An 18,310-nucleotide genomic window follows, 5' to 3' on the forward strand; every position below is an offset into this window, starting at 1 on the left:
CGCCCTGCTCTCCTTTGCGGCATTTTTTAAATCAAGCACACACAAAATGTATTCAGACAGGGTAACGGAGAAGGTTATGTGTTCAATTTTTGGCGTATTCGATATTAAGTCAGATGCAGGAGAACTGCGGAAAAAGGCGCTCGAGCTGTCACGCCTGATGCGCCATCGCGGCCCGGACTGGTCCGGTATTTTTGCCTGCGACAAGGCCATCCTCGCGCATGAACGTCTGTCCATTGTCGACGTCAACGCGGGCGCTCAGCCACTGTATAACGAAAAGAAAACCCACGTATTGGCTGTCAACGGCGAAATCTACAACCATCAGGCGCTGCGTGCGGAATATGGCGAACGCTATGCGTTCCAGACCGGCTCCGACTGCGAAGTTATCCTCGCGCTGTATCAGGAAAAAGGCCCGGAATTTCTTGACGATCTGCAAGGAATGTTCGCTTTCGCCCTGTACGATACCGAGAAAGACGCGTATCTGATTGGTCGCGACCACATCGGGATTATCCCGCTGTATATGGGTTATGACGAACACGGTAACCTGTATGTTGCTTCGGAAATGAAAGCGTTGGTGCCGGTTTGCCGCACGATTAAAGAGTTTCCGGCGGGCAGCTATTTATGGAGCCAGGACGGTGAGATTCGTCAGTACTATCAGCGCGACTGGTTCGAGTACGATGCGGTAAAAGATAACGTTACCGACAAAGCGGAACTGCGCCAGGCACTGGAAGACTCGGTAAAAAGCCATCTGATGTCAGATGTGCCGTACGGCGTGTTGCTCTCCGGCGGTCTGGATTCTTCAGTGATTTCCGCTATCACCAAAAAGTTCGCCGCGCGTCGCGTGGAAGATCAGGAAAGATCTGAAGCCTGGTGGCCGCAGCTACACTCCTTCGCTGTCGGTCTGGAAGGTTCTCCGGATCTGAAAGCCGCGCAGGAAGTCGCGAACCATCTGGGCACGGTGCACCATGAGATTCACTTCACCGTGCAGGAAGGGTTAGATGCGATCCGCGATGTAATTTATCACATCGAAACGTACGATGTGACCACGATTCGCGCGTCAACGCCAATGTACTTAATGTCGCGTAAAATCAAAGCGATGGGCATCAAAATGGTGCTATCCGGCGAGGGATCTGACGAAGTGTTCGGCGGCTATCTTTACTTCCATAAAGCGCCAAACGCCAAAGAACTGCACGAAGAAACGGTACGTAAACTGCAGGCGCTACATATGTTTGACTGCGCGCGCGCCAACAAAGCGATGTCAGCCTGGGGCGTGGAAGCCCGCGTCCCGTTCCTCGACAAGAAATTTCTCGATGTGGCCATGCGTATCAATCCGGAAGATAAGATGTGCGGCAACGGCAAGATGGAAAAACATATCCTGCGTGAATGTTTCGAATCTTACCTGCCAGCAAGTGTCGCATGGCGTCAGAAAGAGCAGTTCTCCGATGGCGTGGGCTACAGCTGGATCGACACCCTGAAAGAAGTGGCGGCGCAGCAGGTAACCGACCAGCAACTGGAAACCGCCAGCTTCCGCTTCCCTTACAACACGCCAGGCTCGAAAGAAGCGTATCTGTATCGTGAGATTTTTGAAGAACTGTTCCCGCTCCCGAGCGCCGCGGAATGCGTGCCGGGCGGCCCGTCTGTCGCCTGCTCTTCCGCCAAAGCGATCGAATGGGATGAAGCGTTCAAAACCATGAACGATCCTTCCGGACGCGCGGTCGGCGTACATCAGTCGGCATACAAATAAATCTGCATGATGAAATGGGTCCGCAAGGGCCCTTTTTTTGTTCTAAAATCTTGCCCATAAAGTGTTTCATAACCAATAATTGCCGATTATTGCGTCACGCTGTTCGCAACCTAACCAAACAGTCACATTCACGCTGTTTTCGATGAAAAAGAGGTTGACGCTTCAAGGCTCAATACGCATAATGCGCCCCGCAACGCCGATAAGGTAACGCGAAAAAAGAGGGCTACGTAGCTCAGTTGGTTAGAGCACATCACTCATAATGATGGGGTCACAGGTTCGAATCCCGTCGTAGCCACCATCTTTTTTGCGGGAGTGGCGAAATTGGTAGACGCACCAGATTTAGGTTCTGGCGCCGCAAGGTGTGCGAGTTCAAGTCTCGCCTCCCGCACCATTCACCAGTACGCGTTGCACGGATGGGGTATCGCCAAGCGGTAAGGCACCGGTTTTTGATACCGGCATTCCCTGGTTCGAATCCAGGTACCCCAGCCATATTTCTTCGAGTTTGCGGATCACCGCGACGGTCATTGGGGTATCGCCAAGCGGTAAGGCACCGGTTTTTGATACCGGCATTCCCTGGTTCGAATCCAGGTACCCCAGCCATCGAAGAAATACTCTGGCTACGTAGCTCAGTTGGTTAGAGCACATCACTCATAATGATGGGGTCACAGGTTCGAATCCCGTCGTAGCCACCATCTTACGAAATGTCGATGGATTCGGCAGATTCAGAAAAATTTGTTGGGGTATCGCCAAGCGGTAAGGCACCGGATTCTGATTCCGGCATTCCGAGGTTCGAATCCTCGTACCCCAGCCACATTTTTCAGACGTTCCGCTAACGAACGTAAGAAGTACGCCAATTGGGGTATCGCCAAGCGGTAAGGCACCGGATTCTGATTCCGGCATTCCGAGGTTCGAATCCTCGTACCCCAGCCACGTTAAAAAAGCTCGCTTCGGCGAGCTTTTTGCTTTTATGAATTCCGAAAGTCCCAGCCAGCCGTATACATGTTCTGCCTCTGTCGCTAGATTAAGCCACGGCAGATAAAGGGACGTTACGATGAACTACCAGATTTTTCCGTTTATATTTACCCGGACGGCAACGCTGTTCCTTTTTGTTTTCGCCGTCGTGCTAACTTTCTTTGACCTTTCCGCGTTGCTAACCTACCTCATTCTGGTCGGTTTACTCTTTCCCATCGGCATATCAATGCGCCTGCACCAGCTCAACGAAACGGGAGTAGCGCTCACGCTAACGGAGAAAACCCACAATATCACCTACATTCATGGCTTACCGGCGCATGAACAGCGGGTGGTTATTAAAAACCCCTGTTTCTGGTCGAAAAAACGTATCCAGCAATTTTATACCTTCAGCTTTCTTGGGAAGCTAATTTTACAGGGGTTCTGTATCGCGATATTGGCACGCGAATATCTCCTGACAGGAGCAAATGCCGCAACAGACATCGTCGCCCTGCTCATACTTGTGTATATGCTAACGATGTCAGGGAGAAGCGCCTATATGCTATATCGTATCGCCACCCATCGTTGGCGCTGTGAACCCCTGACGACCAGCAGCGGAAGCGTCTGGTATCAGGGATTTTTATTCGAAGGAAACAACAGAGTAACGCTGTTCGAGCGACTACTTTAAGCGCGTGTTACAACCCTAACGCATACTTCAGCGCCTGGCGTTTAACGACACCCGCACGTTCAGCAGCCATCAGGCCGAGGTTGCGCAGCATACGCAGCGGCGGCAGGTTATTACTGAATCCAGCGTAAAACAGATCCATTCCACTCTGCATCATAAAGTTATCCGCCATGCGCCGCATTTGGTAGCGCTTCAACACCGGCTGGCTGGCCCAACGTTCTCCATAGCTGCGCGCATTTACCAGCACATCGATCAGCGCATCGACATCGCGATAGCCGAGGTTCACCCCCTGCCCGGCCAGCGGATGAATGGTATGCGCCGCATCGCCCACCAGCGCCAGGCCCGGCTGAACATACTGCAACGCGTGTCGACGGGTCAGCGGGAACGCACCTGCGGCCAGCGGCGTCACCGGCCCCAGCCGCGCCGGGAAATGTTTTACGATTTCCGCCTGCAACTGCGGCATGCTCAGGGTCTGCAACTGGCGAATACGCGCTGGCGCGTCATACCATACCAGCGACGCCCAGCGATCAAAGAGCGGCAGAAAGGCGCGCGGGCCATCCGGCGTAAACTGCTGCCAGGTACTGTCCCCCGGCGCCTGCTCGCACTGAACGCTGATCAGCATGCATGACTGCGCATACTGCCAGGCGTGAATGCCAATGCCAGCCAGTTGGCGCACCTGTGAATTCGCGCCGTCAGCGCCGACCACCAGCTTCGCCATAATCTGCTCGCCATCTGCCAGCTCCAGTACCTGACTGTCGTGATGACGGTGTAGCGCCGCAAGCGACGCAGGGACTCGCAGGGTAACGTTCGGATGCGCCTCCAGCGCCTGCCACAGCGCCTGCTGCAAAACAGTGTTCTCGACCATATAGCCCAGCAGCGGCAGCTTCAGTTCCGCAGCGTCAAAAACAACGTGGGCATTTTCCCATTCCCAGGTTTCCAGCCGACGATAAGGATGGCTGCGCATCCCTTGTACCGCATCCCAGACGTCCAGGCTTTTCAACAGCGAAACAGACGCGGCGCTGATCGCGGAAATACGCACGTCGGGCCGGCTGTCCGCCGCAAAGGGCGCTGGCGCGGCATGTTCAATCACCGTGACCGTAAATCCGTTCTGCGCCAGTCCCAGCGCCAGCGCGCCGCCGACCATTCCTCCGCCGACAATGGCCACTTCCGTTGGTTGATTTGTCATGGTCATTCATCCTGTTACGTGAATCAGATAAGTTTACAGGATTTTTTACCCCTTGAGGCTGATAACGGTCATACTGGTCACAACCGCGGCAAAGCATTACACTATGCGCCCTGCAATTCAGCCACTATTTCGCAAGAGCAAGTCGATGACCAAAAAACTCCATATTAAAACCTGGGGCTGTCAGATGAACGAATACGATTCATCGAAGATGGCCGATCTGCTGGATGCCACTCACGGGTATCAACTGACCGACGTGGCGGAAGAAGCGGATGTGCTGCTGCTGAATACCTGCTCTATCCGCGAGAAGGCTCAGGAAAAAGTCTTCCACCAGTTAGGCCGCTGGAAGCTGCTGAAAGAGAAAAACCCCGATCTGATTATCGGCGTCGGCGGCTGCGTAGCGTCTCAGGAAGGCGAACATATCCGTCAACGCGCTCACTATGTCGACATTATTTTTGGCCCGCAGACGCTGCACCGTCTGCCGGAGATGATCAACTCCGTTCGCGGCGATCGCAGCCCGGTGGTGGACATCAGTTTCCCGGAAATCGAGAAATTTGACCGTCTGCCGGAACCGCGCGCGGAAGGGCCGACCGCTTTCGTTTCTATTATGGAAGGCTGCAACAAATATTGTACCTACTGCGTGGTGCCGTACACCCGTGGTGAAGAGGTCAGCCGTCCGTGCGATGACATCCTGTTCGAAATTGCCCAACTGGCGGCTCAGGGCGTGCGTGAAGTGAACCTGCTCGGTCAGAACGTTAACGCCTGGCGCGGTGAGAACTACGACGGCACTACCGGATCTTTCGCCGACCTGCTGCGTCTGGTCGCCGCCATCGACGGTATCGATCGCATTCGTTTTACGACCAGCCATCCGATCGAGTTTACCGACGACATCATTGAGGTTTACCGTGATACGCCGGAACTGGTGAGCTTCCTGCACCTGCCGGTGCAGAGCGGCGCGGATCGCGTACTTAACCTGATGGGACGCACCCACACGGCGCTGGAATACAAAGCGATTATCCGTAAACTGCGCGCGGCGCGCCCGGATATTCAAATCAGCTCCGATTTTATCGTCGGCTTCCCGGGGGAAACCACTCAGGATTTCGAGCAGACCATGAAACTGATTGCCGACGTCAATTTTGACATGAGCTACAGCTTTATCTTCTCTGCGCGTCCAGGTACCCCGGCAGCCGACATGGTGGATGACGTGCCGGAAGAAGAGAAAAAGCAACGACTGTATATTCTTCAGGATCGCATTAACCAGCAGGCAATGGCCTGGAGCCGCCGTATGCTCGGCACCGTTCAGCGCATTCTGGTCGAAGGCACGTCGCGTAAGAGCATCATGGAACTGTCCGGTCGTACTGAAAATAACCGCGTAGTCAACTTTGAAGGCACGCCGGATATGATCGGTAAGTTTGTCGACGTGGAAATCACCGACGTCTGGACCAACTCCCTGCGCGGTAAAGTGGTACGCACCGAAGACGAAATGGGCCTGCGTATCGCTGAAACGCCGGAATCGGTCATTGCCCGCACCCGTAAAGAAAACGATATTGGCGTCGGGTTCTACCAGCCTTAACGCCTTCAGGCCCGCTACGCTGGCGGGCCTTGTAATTCTTCTCGCCGCCCCCATTTCTACTGCAATGCTTGCGCCTTTATCCACTGGCGTGAATAATTTCCTTATCAGCCGGTGAACGTTCATCTTCCGGCTACCTATGCATAAGAGGAACAGTTTGAACACAGACACTCGCGAAATTACCCTTGAGCCCGCAGACAATGCCCGCCTGCTGAGCCTTTGCGGCCCGTTTGACGACAACATCAAACAGCTGGAACGCCGTCTCGGCATCGAGATAAACCGCCGTGACAACCACTTTAAACTGACCGGTCGCCCAATTTGCGTTACCGCTGCGGCAGATATTTTGCGCAGTCTGTATGTTGATACCGCGCCGATGCGCGGCCAGATTCAGGACATCGAACCGGAACAGATTCATCTCGCCATTAAAGAGGCGCGCGTGCTTGAGCAGAGCGCCGAAAGCGTGCCGGAATACGGCAAAGCAGTAAACATTAAAACCAAACGCGGCGTCATTAAACCGCGCACGCCGAACCAGGCGCAGTACATCGCCAATATTCTCGACCACGATATCACCTTCGGCGTCGGGCCGGCGGGTACCGGTAAAACCTATCTGGCGGTCGCGGCGGCGGTCGATGCGCTGGAACGTCAGGAAATTCGTCGCATTCTGTTGACCCGCCCAGCGGTTGAAGCGGGTGAGAAACTCGGCTTCCTGCCGGGCGATCTCAGTCAGAAGGTCGATCCGTATCTGCGCCCGCTGTATGACGCGCTGTTTGAAATGCTCGGCTTTGAGAAAGTGGAAAAGCTGATCGAGCGCAACGTGATTGAAGTCGCGCCGCTGGCCTATATGCGCGGACGCACCCTGAATGACGCGTTCATTATTCTTGATGAAAGCCAGAACACCACCATCGAACAGATGAAGATGTTTCTGACCCGTATCGGCTTTAACTCAAAAGCGGTGATCACTGGCGATATCACACAGATTGACCTGCCGCGCAACACGAAGTCCGGGCTGCGTCACGCGATTGAAGTGCTGGCGAACGTCGAAGAGATCAGCTTCAACTTCTTCCACAGCGAAGACGTCGTGCGCCATCCGGTGGTCGCGCGCATCGTGAACGCTTATGAGGCCTGGGAAGAAGCGGAACAAAAACGCAAAGCCGAACTGGCGGCGGAACGCAAGCGTGAAGCGCAGGAGCAAGAGCAGAAATGAATCCGGTGATCCTTGATTTACAGCTGGCGTGTGAAAACAACGCGGGCCTGCCGGACGAAGTCCAGTTTCAGACATGGCTGAATGCGGTAATCCCGCAGTTTCAGGAAGAATCAGAAGTGACGATTCGCCTGGTCGATACCGCGGAAAGCCACGATCTCAACCTGACCTACCGGGGAAAAGATAAGCCGACCAATGTGCTCTCCTTTCCGTTTGACGCGCCGCCGGGTATTGAGATGCCGTTGCTGGGCGATCTGGTTATCTGCCGTCAGGTGGTTGAACAGGAAGCGCAGGAACAGGGCAAGCCGCTGGAAGCCCATTGGGCGCATATGGTGGTACACGGCAGTTTGCATTTACTCGGCTACGACCACATCGAAGACGATGAGGCCGAGGAAATGGAAGCCCTCGAAACAGAGATTATGCTTGCTCTGGGCTATGAGGATCCGTACATTGCCGAGAAGGAGTAGCACTCCTTCATTTTGCAGGCCTGAGACGCGTAGCGCCATCAGGCGATAAATGCCGTCAGCGGCTGAGTTTACGCCTGACGCGCGTTCGATTAACTAACATGAGAACCCATACGACGCCATGAGCGACGACAATTCACACAGTAGTGACACGTTAAGCAACAAGAAGGGATTTTTCTCCCTGTTACTGAGCCAACTTTTCCACGGTGAACCGAAAAACCGTGATGAACTGCTGGCGCTGATCCGTGATTCCGGGCAAAACGAGCTGATCGATGAAGATACGCGCGACATGCTCGAAGGGGTAATGGATATTGCGGACCAGCGCGTTCGCGACATCATGATCCCCCGCTCCCAGATGATTACCCTGAAACGCAACCAGACGCTGGACGAATGCCTCGATGTCATTATCGAGTCCGCCCACTCGCGTTTTCCGGTGATCAGCGAAGACAAAGATCACATTGAAGGGATTCTGATGGCGAAGGATTTGCTGCCGTTTATGCGCAGCGACGCCGAAGCCTTCAGCATGGAAAAAGTGTTACGCCAGGCCGTTGTCGTCCCGGAGAGCAAACGCGTTGACCGGATGCTCAAGGAGTTCCGCTCACAGCGTTATCATATGGCTATCGTCATCGACGAGTTCGGCGGCGTCTCTGGTCTGGTGACCATTGAAGACATCCTTGAACTGATCGTGGGTGAAATCGAAGACGAGTATGACGAAGAAGACGATATCGACTTCCGCCAACTCAGCCGCCACACCTGGACCGTCCGCGCGCTCGCGCCGATTGAAGATTTTAATGAAGCTTTCGGCACCCACTTTAGCGATGAAGAGGTCGATACCATCGGCGGCCTGGTGATGCAGGCGTTTGGTCACCTGCCCGCCCGCGGTGAAACCATTGACATTGATGGTTACCAGTTCAAAGTGGCCATGGCCGACAGCCGCCGTATTATTCAGGTTCATGTCAGAATTCCGGATGACTCCCCCCAGCCAAAACTGGACGAATAAAACCGAACGGGAAGAAGAACTCAATGGCATTTGCCTCTTTACTTGAACGCCAGCGCATTCGCCTGCTGCTGGCGTTATTATTCGGGGCCAGCGGGACGCTGGCATTTTCTCCGTATGACATCTGGCCCGCGGCGATAATTTCGCTTATGGGCCTGCAGGCGTTAACCTTAAACCGACGTCCGCTCCAGTCCGCCGCTGTCGGCTACTTCTGGGGGCTGGGGTTGTTCGGCACCGGTATCAACTGGGTGTACGTCAGCATCGCGCAGTTTGGCGGGATGCCTGGTCCGGTCAACGTCTTTCTCGTGGTGCTGCTCGCCGCTTACCTTTCTTTGTATACCGGCCTGTTTGCCGGGATCCTGGCGCGCCTGTGGCCGGAAACCCGCTGGCTGCGCGTGGCGATTGCCGCACCAGTGGTCTGGCAAATCACCGAGTTCCTGCGCGGCTGGGTTCTGACCGGCTTCCCGTGGCTGCAGTTTGGCTACAGCCAGATTGACGGCCCGCTGAAGGGGCTGGCGCCGGTAATGGGCGTCGAGGCGATCAATTTTATGCTGATGATGACGAGCGGCCTGCTGGTGCTGGCCCTCGTCAGCCGAAACTGGCGTCCGCTGGCGGTGGCGGCGGTACTGTTTGCGCTGCCTTTCCCGCTGCGATACATCCAGTGGTATACGCCGGAACCCGAAAGGGCGACCCAGGTTTCTCTGGTGCAGGGGGATATCCCGCAGTCGCTGAAGTGGGACGAAAGCCAACTGATCAATACGCTGAAAATCTACCTTGATGCCACCCAACCGCTGATGGGGAAATCGCAGCTGATCATCTGGCCGGAATCCGCAATTCCGGATCTGGAAATTAACCAGCAGCGCTTTCTCGGCATGATGGACGATTTGTTACGTTCAAAAAACAGTACGCTCATTACCGGCATCGTTGACGCGCGCCTGAACAAGCAGAACCGTTACGACACCTACAACACGATTATTACGCTGGGTAAAGACAATCCTTACAGCTACGACTCAGGCAATCGCTACAACAAAAACCATCTCGTGCCGTTTGGCGAGTTTGTGCCGCTGGAGTCGATCCTGCGTCCGTTAGCGCCCTTTTTTGATCTGCCGATGTCCTCATTCAGCCGCGGTCCGTATGTCCAGCCGCAGCTGCACGCCCATGGCTTCGCCCTGACGGCGGCCATTTGCTACGAGATCATTCTGGGCGAACAGGTGCGGGATAACTTCCGTCCGGACACCGACTACCTGCTGACCATCTCTAACGACGCATGGTTCGGCAAGTCGATTGGCCCGTGGCAGCACTTCCAGATGGCGCGGATGCGTTCGCTGGAGCTGGCAAGACCGCTGCTGCGTAGCACCAACAACGGGATAACCGCGGTAATTGGCCCGCAGGGCGATGTCCAGGCGATGATCCCTCAGTTTACGCGTCAGGTGCTGACCACCACCGTGACGCCGACCACAGGCTTAACGCCGTATGCCCGTACCGGCAACTGGCCGCTGTGGGCGATAACCGCCCTGTTTGGTTTTGGCGCACTGCTAATGAGCTTGCGTCAACGCCGGAAGTAATCCTGCCTCGTAATCTCGCCGGATGGCGGCCCTGGCCCGTCTCCGGCGTTTCCTTTCTCCTGCTATTCCATTCTGGCACGTCTATTGCTTTGTAATACAAGGCAAACCTGTTTTAAGCCCAACGTGCAACCGGGACGCACCAACGCGGTTCATCGGTAGCACCGAAACAGTGCAATGAAAGATTTTTGCCTCCGGATGGTGCGGCGCACTTCGCAAAAATAAACAATAACGCAGCAATATCTTTACATTCAGCCAAACTAAATGTTAACAAACAGGTACAACACTGCACGCGCAAGTTGCAGACGATAACAACATCACAATGGGTATCAATGCGCCGATGGCGCAGACGATAAAGGAGTTGGATATGCAATTACGTAAGCTAGCCACAGCAATGCTGGTTATGGGGCTGTCTGCCGGTGTGGCGCACGCGGAAGACGCCGCGCCTGCTGCGGGCAGCACGCTGGACAAGATCGCCAAAAACGGCGTCATTGTCGTGGGTCACCGTGAGTCATCCGTACCGTTCTCGTATTATGACAATCAGCAGAAAGTGGTGGGTTATTCTCAGGACTACTCCAACGCCATCGTTGAAGCGGTGAAGAAGAAGCTGAATAAGCCTGACCTGCAGGTGAAGCTGATTCCGATTACCTCCCAGAACCGTATTCCGCTGCTGCAAAACGGCACTTTCGATTTTGAGTGCGGCTCTACCACCAACAACGTTGAGCGCCAGAAGCAGGCCGCATTCTCTAACACCATCTTTGTCGTCGGTACCCGCTTGCTGGCGAAAAAAGGCGGCGACATTAAAGACTTCCCGGATCTGAAGGGCAAAGCGGTGGTGGTGACTTCCGGTACCACCTCGGAGATTCTGCTGCACAAGCTGAACGACGAGCAAAAAATGAATATGCGCATCATCAGCGCCAAAGACCACGGTGACTCCTTCCGCACGCTGGAAAGCGGTCGCGCAGTCGCGTTCATGATGGATGATGCCCTGCTGGCGGGCGAACGCGCGAAGGCGAAAAAACCGGACAACTGGGAAATCGTCGGCAAAGCGCAGTCCGAAGAAGCTTACGGCTGCATGCTGCGTAAAAACGATCCGGATTTCAAAAAATTGATGGATGAGACCATCGCCCAGGCGCAAACCTCTGGCGAAGCGGCAAAATGGTTTGATAAATGGTTTAAAAACCCTATCCCGCCCAAAAACCTGAACATGAATTTCGAACTCTCTGACGAAATGAAGGCCCTGTTCAAAGAGCCAAACGACAAAGCACTTAACTAACAACAATGAAATAGGGCGAGATCTCCTTGCCCTCTCGATTGCTGGTCAGCACGGACAGACTATACGCCTGATGGTCGTTCCCCATCAGGCCTGAAAACCGAAACACGCTGATCAACAATCTTCGAGGGTAGCGCTGCTACCCTTTTTTTTCGGAGTAGATGTATGTCAATAGACTGGAACTGGGGTATTTTTTTACAGGAAGCCCCCTTCGGCAACACCACCTATCTCGGCTGGCTCTGGAGTGGCTTTCAGGTCACCGTGGCGTTATCCATCACCGCCTGGATCATTGCTTTTCTCGTCGGCTCGTTATTCGGCATTCTTCGCACTGTGCCGAACCGTTTTCTTTCCGGTATCGGCACGCTTTACGTGGAACTGTTCCGTAACGTTCCGCTGATCGTGCAGTTCTTTACCTGGTATCTGGTCGTGCCGGAACTGCTGCCGGAAGATCTCGGCATGTGGTTTAAGGCAGAACTGGATCCCAACATTCAGTTCTTCCTGTCGTCAATGATCTGTCTGGGGCTGTTTACCGCCGCCCGCGTTTGTGAGCAGGTACGCGCGGCAATTCAGTCGCTGCCGCGCGGGCAAAAGAATGCGGCGCTGGCCATGGGACTGACGCTGCCGCAGGCGTATCGTTACGTGCTGCTGCCTAACGCTTACCGGGTGATCGTACCGCCGATGACCTCAGAGATGATGAACCTGGTGAAAAACTCGGCCATCGCCTCCACCATCGGTCTGGTCGATATGGCGGCGCAGGCGGGCAAGCTGCTCGATTACTCCGCCCACGCCTGGGAATCCTTTACCGCCATTACCCTGGCATACGTATTAATTAATGCCTTCATCATGCTGGTGATGAACCTGGTGGAACGGAAAGTCCGCCTGCCTGGCAATATGGGAGGCAAATAATGTACGAATTTGACTGGAGTTCCATTGTCCCTTCCCTGCCGTATCTGCTGGACGGCCTGCTGATTACGCTGAAAATCACCCTGACAGCAGTGGTCGTGGGGATTGTCTGGGGCACGCTGCTCGCGGTAATGCGCCTCTCAAGCTTTGCGCCGATCGCCTGGTTTGCCAAAGCCTACGTTAACGTTTTCCGCTCCATCCCGCTGGTGATGGTACTGCTGTGGTTCTACCTGATTGTGCCGGGGCTACTGCAGGATGTGCTGGGCCTGTCGCCGAAAACCGATATCCGTCTGATCTCGGCGATGGTGGCTTTTTCGATGTTCGAAGCGGCGTATTACTCCGAGATTATCCGCGCCGGTATCCAGAGTATTTCCCGCGGGCAGTCAAGCGCTGCGCTGGCGCTGGGGATGACCCACTGGCAGTCGATGAAGCTCATCATTCTGCCGCAGGCGTTTCGCGCGATGGTACCGCTGCTGCTCACGCAGGGCATCGTCCTGTTCCAGGACACCTCCCTTGTTTACGTTTTAAGCCTTGCGGACTTCTTCCGCACCGCGTCCACGATTGGCGAGCGTGACGGCACGCAGGTTGAAATGATCCTGTTTGCTGGCGCCGTCTACTTTGTTATCAGCCTGAGCGCGTCGTTGTTGGTCAGCTATTTGAAGAAAAGGACAGTTTAATGATTACCCTGAAAAATGTTTCGAAATGGTATGGTCACTTTCAGGTGTTGACCGACTGCTCCACGGAAGTAAAAAAAGGCGAAGTGGTGGTGGTTTGCGGTCCCTCGGGTTCCGGTAAGTCAACGCTGATTAAAACCGTTAACGGCCTGGAACCCGTGCAAAAAGGCGAAATTACCGTCAACGGTATAATGGTCAACGACAAGAAAACGGATCTGGCGAAGCTGCGCTCGCGCGTCGGCATGGTGTTCCAACACTTTGAGTTATTTCCACATCTGTCGATCATCGAAAACCTGACGCTGGCGCAGGTCAAAGTGCTTAAGCGCGATAAAGCCCCCGCCCGTGAAAAAGCGCAGAAACTGCTGGAGCGCGTCGGCCTTGCCGCCCACGCCAACAAGTATCCGGCGCAGCTTTCCGGCGGCCAACAGCAGCGTGTGGCGATTGCCCGCGCGCTGTGCATGGATCCGATCGCGATGCTGTTTGACGAACCCACGTCGGCACTCGACCCGGAGATGATCAACGAAGTGCTGGACGTCATGGTCGAGCTGGCCAACGAAGGGATGACCATGATGGTGGTCACGCACGAAATGGGCTTTGCGCGTAAAGTGGCGAACCGGGTGATTTTTATGGACGAAGGGAAAATTGTCGAAGACTCGCCAAAAGAAGCGTTCTTCGCTAACCCGCAATCCGAACGCGCAAAAGACTTCCTTGCGAAAATCCTGCATTGATCCTGACGGCGCGCACGGCAGAGTGCGCGCCATCTCACGCTTTCTTGTTACGCTCCTCGAATCCTTTTCAACCCGGCGTTACCCTTGCCGCAAAAGTAGCGCTTACAAGGAGCAACAATGGCACTTCCGATTTTGTTTGATTGCGATCCGGGTCATGACGACGCTATCGCAATGGTTCTCGCCCTCGCCTCACCAGAACTTGATGTTAAAGCCATTACCGCCTCCGCCGGCAACCAGACGCCAGAGAAAACGCTGCGTAACGTGCTGCGTATGCTGACGTTGTTGAAGCGTACCGATATTCCGGTCGCGGGCGGGGCGGTGAAGCCATTAATGCGCGAGCTGATCATCGCCGATAACGTTCATGGCGAAAGCGGGCTGGACGGTCCGGCGCTGCCGGAACCGGCTTTTGCGCCGCAGCCCTGCACCGCCGTCGAGTTAATGGCGAAAACCCTGCGCGAAAGTCCACAACCGGTCACCATCGTCTCGACCGGTCCACAGACTAACGTTGCGCTATTACTGAATAGCCACCCGGAACTGCACGCCAACATTGCGCGAATAGTGATCATGGGCGGCGCGATGGCGCTGGGTAACTGGACGCCCGCCGCCGAGTTTAATATTTTTGTCGACCCGGAAGCGGCGGAAATCGTCTTCCAGTCGGGCATTCCGGTCGTGATGGCGGGACTGGACGTCACGCACAAAGCGCAGATCCATGCTGATGATACCGAACGTTTTCGCGCCATCGGCAATCCGATCGCGACCATCGTCGCTGAACTACTCGATTTCTTCCTCGAGTATCATAAAGATGAAAAATGGGGATTCACCGGCGCGCCGCTGCATGACCCCTGTACCATCGCCTGGCTGCTGAAGCCGGAGCTGTTTACCACCGTGGAGCGCTGGGTCGGCGTCGAAACGCAGGGTAAGTACACGCAGGGAATGACAGTCGTGGATTACTATTTCCTGACGGGCAATAGACCGAACGCCACCGTGATGTTGGATGTCGATCGCGAAGGGTTTGTGGATCTTCTGGCTGAACGCCTGACGGCTTACGCGTAATGTTTGCCGGATGGCGACACCGCCATCCGGCAGTGCGAATCACGGCTCGAACGGTCTGCGCTGAAACTGATCGTGACCGCATTTTGGACACAGCGGCAGTACGTCTGGCGTATACACGGCTAAATGGAAATGGCATTTTTCACACACCAGGTTGCCTAACCCCACCACCTCGCCGCTGTGATAAACCCCGTGATGGCTGAGATCCTGGAACACCTCACGCCATTCCAACTGTGTTTTGTCGGTAATATCCGCCAGTTCCTGCCACAAGCTCTCTTTAATTACCCGCATAAAGACGCTGTCGGACTCCTCCTCGAGGCTCTCTTCGTAGCTCATGGCGAACTCTTCCAGGTCGCGTCTGACCGCGCGGATCAGTTCGTCCGCCTCGGTTCGCGTTAACTCCCCAGCCTGCAATACCCGCTGCCGCGCCTGTTCCACCAGCAGGTCGATATCGCGTTCGCCGTTACGCAGGCGTTCGCTTAATGACGCCACCAGTTCACGGTAATATTGAGCAACCTTGTTCATCGTTTCGCCTCCTGGGTCGTTAACTGTCTATAATAATAGACGTTATTTGCACACTGCTTTGTAAGATCGCCCGCAGAGTGAGTAAATCAATGCGCGGATTAACCCTGCGAAAGACTGTTTTGACGCGGGCGTTTGGGCTATGCTATGCGGATCTAAAACACCACCTCTAAAGCTACGTTTGTAGCTGTATTGAAAACAGGACCACTGGCTGCCATGCAAGAGCAATACCGCCCGGAAGAGATAGAATCCAAAGTACAGCTTCACTGGGATGAGAAGCGCACATTTGAAGTAACCGAAGACGAGAGCAAAGAGAAGTATTACTGCCTGTCTATGCTTCCCTATCCTTCTGGCCGACTACACATGGGCCACGTGCGTAACTACACCATCGGTGACGTGATCGCCCGTTACCAGCGCATGCTCGGCAAAAACGTGTTGCAGCCTATCGGTTGGGACGCTTTCGGCCTGCCTGCGGAAGGCGCAGCGGTGAAAAACAACACCGCGCCGGCGCCGTGGACTTACGACAACATCGCCTATATGAAAAACCAGCTTAAAATGCTGGGCTTCGGCTACGACTGGAGCCGTGAACTGGCGACCTGCACCCCGGAATACTATCGCTGGGAACAGAAATTCTTTACCGAGCTGTATAAAAAAGGTCTGGTTTACAAGAAGACCTCTGCGGTGAACTGGTGCCCGAACGATCAGACCGTGCTCGCTAACGAACAGGTGATCGACGGCTGCTGCTGGCGCTGCGACACCAAAGTTGAGCGTAAAGAGATCCCGCAGTGGTTTATCAAAATTACCGCTTACGCTGACGAACTGCTGAACGATCTGGACAAGCTCGATCACTGGCCTGACACCGTCAAAACGATGCAGCGCAACTGGATTGGCCGTTCTGAAGGCGTGGAAATCACCTTTGATGTGACCGGTTATGAAGATACGCTGACCGTTTACACCACTCGCCCGGATACCTTTATGGGCGCCACTTACCTGGCCGTTGCCGCCGGTCACCCGCTGGCGCAGAAAGCCGCGGCGAACAACCCGGAACTGGCTGCCTTTATCGACGAATGCCGCAATACCAAAGTCGCGGAAGCCGACATGGCGACCATGGAGAAGAAAGGCGTCGATACCGGCTTTAAAGCGGTACATCCGTTAACCGGCGAAGCGATCCCGGTCTGGGCGGCGAACTTCGTGCTGATGGAATACGGCACCGGCGCGGTCATGGCGGTTCCGGGTCACGATCAGCGCGACTACGAATTTGCCACCAAATACGGTTTAACCATCAAACCCGTCATTCTTGCCGCCGACGGTTCCGAACCGGATCTGTCCGAACAGGCGCTGACCGAAAAAGGCGTGCTGTTTAACTCCGGCGAATTCGACGGTCTGGCCTTTGAAGACGCCTTCAACGCGATTGCCGACAAACTGGCGGCGAAAGGCGTGGGCGAGCGCAAAGTGAACTACCGTCTGCGCGACTGGGGCGTTTCCCGTCAGCGCTACTGGGGCGCGCCGATCCCAATGGTCACCCTGGAAGACGGCACCGTCATGCCAACCCCGGAAGATCAACTGCCGGTGATCCTGCCGGAAGACGTGGTCATGGACGGCATCACCAGCCCGATCAAAGCCGATCCTCAATGGGCGAAAACCACCGTTAACGGTCAGCCAGCGCTGCGTGAAACCGACACCTTCGACACCTTTATGGAGTCCTCCTGGTATTACGCGCGCTATACCTGCCCGCAGTATCAGGAAGGCATGCTGGATTCCAAAGCCGCCAACTACTGGCTGCCTGTGGATATTTACATCGGCGGTATTGAACACGCCATCATGCATCTGCTCTACTTCCGCTTCTTCCATAAGCTGATGCGCGACGCGGGCATGGTGAACTCTGACGAACCGGCGAAACAGTTGCTGTGTCAGGGCATGGTGCTGGCGGATGCGTTCTATTATGTCGGCGAAAACGGCGAGCGTAACTGGGTTTCTCCGGTAGATGCCATTGTTGAGCGTGACGAGAAAGGCCGTATCGTGAAAGCGAAAGACGCGGCAGGCCATGAACTGGTGTACACCGGCATGAGCAAAATGTCGAAGTCGAAAAACAACGGTATCGACCCGCAGGTGATGGTTGAGCGTTACGGCGCCGACACCGTACGTCTGTTCATGATGTTCGCCTCCCCGGCGGATATGACCCTCGAATGGCAGGAGTCCGGCGTTGAAGGGGCAAACCGCTTCCTGAAACGCGTCTGGAAACTGGTTTACGAGCATACTTCACGTGGCGACGCTGCGCCGCTGAACGTTGCCGCGCTGAGTGAAGATCAAAAAGCATTGCGTCGCGACGTACACAAAACGATCGCCAAAGTGACCGATGATATTGGTCGTCGTCAGACCTTCAACACCGCTATCGCCGCGATCATGGAACTGATGAATAAGCTGGCGAAAGCGCCGCAGGAAGACGAACAGGACCGCGCCCTGATGCAGGAAGCGCTGTTGGCGGTTGTGCGTATGCTTAACCCGTTCACTCCGCACGTCTGCTTTACGCTGTGGCAGTCGCTGAAAGGCGAAGGCGATATCGACAATGCGCCGTGGCCGGTGGCTGACGACGCCGCGATGGTTGAAGACTCCACCCTCGTCGTGGTGCAGGTCAACGGCAAAGTGCGTGGCAAAATCACCGTTCCGGTGGATGCGACCGAAGAACAGGTTCGTGAACGTGCGGGTCAGGAACATCTGGTCGCAAAATATCTTGAGGGCGTGACCGTGCGTAAAGTGATTTACGTACCGGGTAAACTTCTCAATCTGGTCGTTGGCTAAGCGCGGGAGG

At 55.1% G+C, this 18,310-nt stretch carries 15 protein-coding genes and 7 tRNA genes; 20 read left to right on the forward strand and 2 right to left on the reverse strand.

Features of this window, described 5'->3' with window-relative positions:
* Positions 1-76 precede the first annotated feature (76 nt).
* From asnB to JY391_RS15075, 9 genes are all read left to right on the forward strand, one after another.
* Positions 77-1,741, forward strand: a complete 1,665-nt coding sequence (gene asnB, locus JY391_RS15035; RefSeq protein ID WP_199956448.1) for an asparagine synthase B — start codon at positions 77-79, stop codon at positions 1,739-1,741.
* Positions 1,742-1,962: 221 nt separating this feature from the next.
* Positions 1,963-2,039: transfer RNA gene (locus JY391_RS15040), tRNA-Met, on the forward strand.
* A gap of 8 nt (positions 2,040-2,047) precedes the next feature.
* Positions 2,048-2,132: transfer RNA gene (locus JY391_RS15045), tRNA-Leu, on the forward strand.
* 23 nt (positions 2,133-2,155) lie between these two features.
* Positions 2,156-2,230 (forward strand) — tRNA-Gln (locus JY391_RS15050).
* A gap of 36 nt (positions 2,231-2,266) precedes the next feature.
* Positions 2,267-2,341 (forward strand) — tRNA-Gln (locus JY391_RS15055).
* A gap of 15 nt (positions 2,342-2,356) precedes the next feature.
* Positions 2,357-2,433 (forward strand) — tRNA-Met (locus JY391_RS15060).
* Between the two features lie 44 nt (positions 2,434-2,477).
* Positions 2,478-2,552, forward strand: a tRNA-Gln gene (locus JY391_RS15065).
* 44 nt (positions 2,553-2,596) lie between these two features.
* A tRNA-Gln gene (locus JY391_RS15070) sits at positions 2,597-2,671 on the forward strand.
* 121 nt (positions 2,672-2,792) lie between these two features.
* Complete coding sequence (locus tag JY391_RS15075; protein ID WP_211934543.1) at positions 2,793-3,377, forward strand: hypothetical protein; 585 nt, start codon at positions 2,793-2,795, stop codon at positions 3,375-3,377.
* A 7-nt stretch (positions 3,378-3,384) separates the two neighbouring features.
* On the opposite strand, the gene ubiF is transcribed toward JY391_RS15075, so the two are convergent.
* The gene (gene ubiF / locus JY391_RS15080) at positions 3,385-4,560 is read right to left on the reverse strand and encodes a 3-demethoxyubiquinol 3-hydroxylase (protein ID WP_211934544.1); all 1,176 of its coding nucleotides are present in this window, start codon (positions 4,558-4,560) and stop codon (positions 3,385-3,387) included.
* Between the two features lie 145 nt (positions 4,561-4,705).
* Here ubiF and miaB point away from each other — a divergent pair, with 145 nt between their 5' ends.
* The 10 genes from miaB to rihA all read left to right on the forward strand — a co-directional run bounded on the left by miaB (position 4,706) and on the right by rihA (position 14,982).
* Complete coding sequence (gene miaB / locus JY391_RS15085; RefSeq protein ID WP_042285454.1) at positions 4,706-6,130, forward strand: tRNA (N6-isopentenyl adenosine(37)-C2)-methylthiotransferase MiaB; 1,425 nt, start codon at positions 4,706-4,708, stop codon at positions 6,128-6,130.
* 154 nt (positions 6,131-6,284) lie between these two features.
* On the forward strand, positions 6,285-7,331 hold the full coding sequence (locus JY391_RS15090; protein ID WP_042285455.1) for a PhoH family protein: 1,047 nt from the start codon (positions 6,285-6,287) through the stop codon (positions 7,329-7,331).
* Positions 7,328-7,795, forward strand: a complete 468-nt coding sequence (gene ybeY, locus JY391_RS15095; protein ID WP_060568904.1) for an rRNA maturation RNase YbeY — start codon at positions 7,328-7,330, stop codon at positions 7,793-7,795. The genes JY391_RS15090 and ybeY overlap by 4 nt, the downstream gene beginning before the upstream one ends.
* Positions 7,796-7,913: 118 nt before the next feature.
* Complete coding sequence (gene corC, locus JY391_RS15100; RefSeq protein ID WP_042285457.1) at positions 7,914-8,792, forward strand: CNNM family magnesium/cobalt transport protein CorC; 879 nt, start codon at positions 7,914-7,916, stop codon at positions 8,790-8,792.
* A 23-nt stretch (positions 8,793-8,815) separates the two neighbouring features.
* Positions 8,816-10,354: an apolipoprotein N-acyltransferase gene (gene lnt / locus JY391_RS15105; protein WP_211934545.1), complete on the forward strand. Its 1,539-nt coding sequence runs from the start codon at positions 8,816-8,818 to the stop codon at positions 10,352-10,354.
* Positions 10,355-10,718: 364 nt separating this feature from the next.
* Positions 10,719-11,627, forward strand: coding sequence for an amino acid ABC transporter substrate-binding protein (locus tag JY391_RS15110; RefSeq protein ID WP_042285462.1), 909 nt, complete (start codon positions 10,719-10,721; stop codon positions 11,625-11,627).
* 162 nt (positions 11,628-11,789) lie between these two features.
* A complete protein-coding gene (gene gltJ / locus JY391_RS15115; RefSeq protein ID WP_042285465.1) occupies positions 11,790-12,530 on the forward strand; it encodes a glutamate/aspartate ABC transporter permease GltJ in 741 nt (246 codons plus the stop codon).
* Positions 12,530-13,204, forward strand: coding sequence for a glutamate/aspartate ABC transporter permease GltK (gltK, locus tag JY391_RS15120; protein WP_042285468.1), 675 nt, complete (start codon positions 12,530-12,532; stop codon positions 13,202-13,204). Before gltJ ends, gltK begins: the two co-directional genes overlap by 1 nt.
* The gene (gene gltL / locus JY391_RS15125; RefSeq protein WP_042285471.1) at positions 13,204-13,929 is read left to right on the forward strand and encodes a glutamate/aspartate ABC transporter ATP-binding protein GltL; all 726 of its coding nucleotides are present in this window, start codon (positions 13,204-13,206) and stop codon (positions 13,927-13,929) included. The genes gltK and gltL overlap by 1 nt, the downstream gene beginning before the upstream one ends.
* Positions 13,930-14,046: 117 nt before the next feature.
* Complete coding sequence (gene rihA / locus JY391_RS15130; protein ID WP_211934546.1) at positions 14,047-14,982, forward strand: pyrimidine-specific ribonucleoside hydrolase RihA; 936 nt, start codon at positions 14,047-14,049, stop codon at positions 14,980-14,982.
* A 39-nt stretch (positions 14,983-15,021) separates the two neighbouring features.
* Here rihA and JY391_RS15135 read toward each other — a convergent pair whose 3' ends face one another.
* Positions 15,022-15,504, reverse strand: a complete 483-nt coding sequence (locus JY391_RS15135) for a zinc ribbon-containing protein (protein ID WP_042285476.1) — start codon at positions 15,502-15,504, stop codon at positions 15,022-15,024.
* Positions 15,505-15,717: 213 nt separating this feature from the next.
* On the opposite strand from JY391_RS15135, the gene leuS reads away from it, so the two are divergent.
* Complete coding sequence (gene leuS / locus JY391_RS15140) at positions 15,718-18,300, forward strand: leucine--tRNA ligase (protein WP_042285478.1); 2,583 nt, start codon at positions 15,718-15,720, stop codon at positions 18,298-18,300.
* The last annotated feature ends 10 nt before the right edge of the window (positions 18,301-18,310 follow it).

It is taken from the genome of Citrobacter sedlakii, from assembly GCF_018128425.1.
GTDB lineage: Bacteria > Pseudomonadota > Gammaproteobacteria > Enterobacterales > Enterobacteriaceae > Citrobacter_A > Citrobacter_A sedlakii.

What these genes read in the sequence shown, in the direction of transcription:
- asnB (WP_199956448.1), top strand. Translation starts at nt 77, where the DNA reads ATGTGTTCAATTTTTGGCGTATTCGATATTAAGTCAGATGCAGGAGAA.
- JY391_RS15075 (WP_211934543.1), top strand. Translation starts at nt 2,793, where the DNA reads ATGAACTACCAGATTTTTCCGTTTATATTTACCCGGACGGCAACGCTG.
- ubiF (WP_211934544.1), bottom strand. Translation starts at nt 4,560, where the DNA reads ATGACAAATCAACCAACGGAAGTGGCCATTGTCGGCGGAGGAATGGTC.
- miaB (WP_042285454.1), top strand. Translation starts at nt 4,706, where the DNA reads ATGACCAAAAAACTCCATATTAAAACCTGGGGCTGTCAGATGAACGAA.
- ybeY (WP_060568904.1), top strand. Translation starts at nt 7,328, where the DNA reads ATGAATCCGGTGATCCTTGATTTACAGCTGGCGTGTGAAAACAACGCG.
- corC (WP_042285457.1), top strand. Translation starts at nt 7,914, where the DNA reads ATGAGCGACGACAATTCACACAGTAGTGACACGTTAAGCAACAAGAAG.
- lnt (WP_211934545.1), top strand. Translation starts at nt 8,816, where the DNA reads ATGGCATTTGCCTCTTTACTTGAACGCCAGCGCATTCGCCTGCTGCTG.
- JY391_RS15110 (WP_042285462.1), top strand. Translation starts at nt 10,719, where the DNA reads ATGCAATTACGTAAGCTAGCCACAGCAATGCTGGTTATGGGGCTGTCT.
- gltJ (WP_042285465.1), top strand. Translation starts at nt 11,790, where the DNA reads ATGTCAATAGACTGGAACTGGGGTATTTTTTTACAGGAAGCCCCCTTC.
- gltK (WP_042285468.1), top strand. Translation starts at nt 12,530, where the DNA reads ATGTACGAATTTGACTGGAGTTCCATTGTCCCTTCCCTGCCGTATCTG.
- gltL (WP_042285471.1), top strand. Translation starts at nt 13,204, where the DNA reads ATGATTACCCTGAAAAATGTTTCGAAATGGTATGGTCACTTTCAGGTG.
- rihA (WP_211934546.1), top strand. Translation starts at nt 14,047, where the DNA reads ATGGCACTTCCGATTTTGTTTGATTGCGATCCGGGTCATGACGACGCT.
- JY391_RS15135 (WP_042285476.1), bottom strand. Translation starts at nt 15,504, where the DNA reads ATGAACAAGGTTGCTCAATATTACCGTGAACTGGTGGCGTCATTAAGC.
- leuS (WP_042285478.1), top strand. Translation starts at nt 15,718, where the DNA reads ATGCAAGAGCAATACCGCCCGGAAGAGATAGAATCCAAAGTACAGCTT.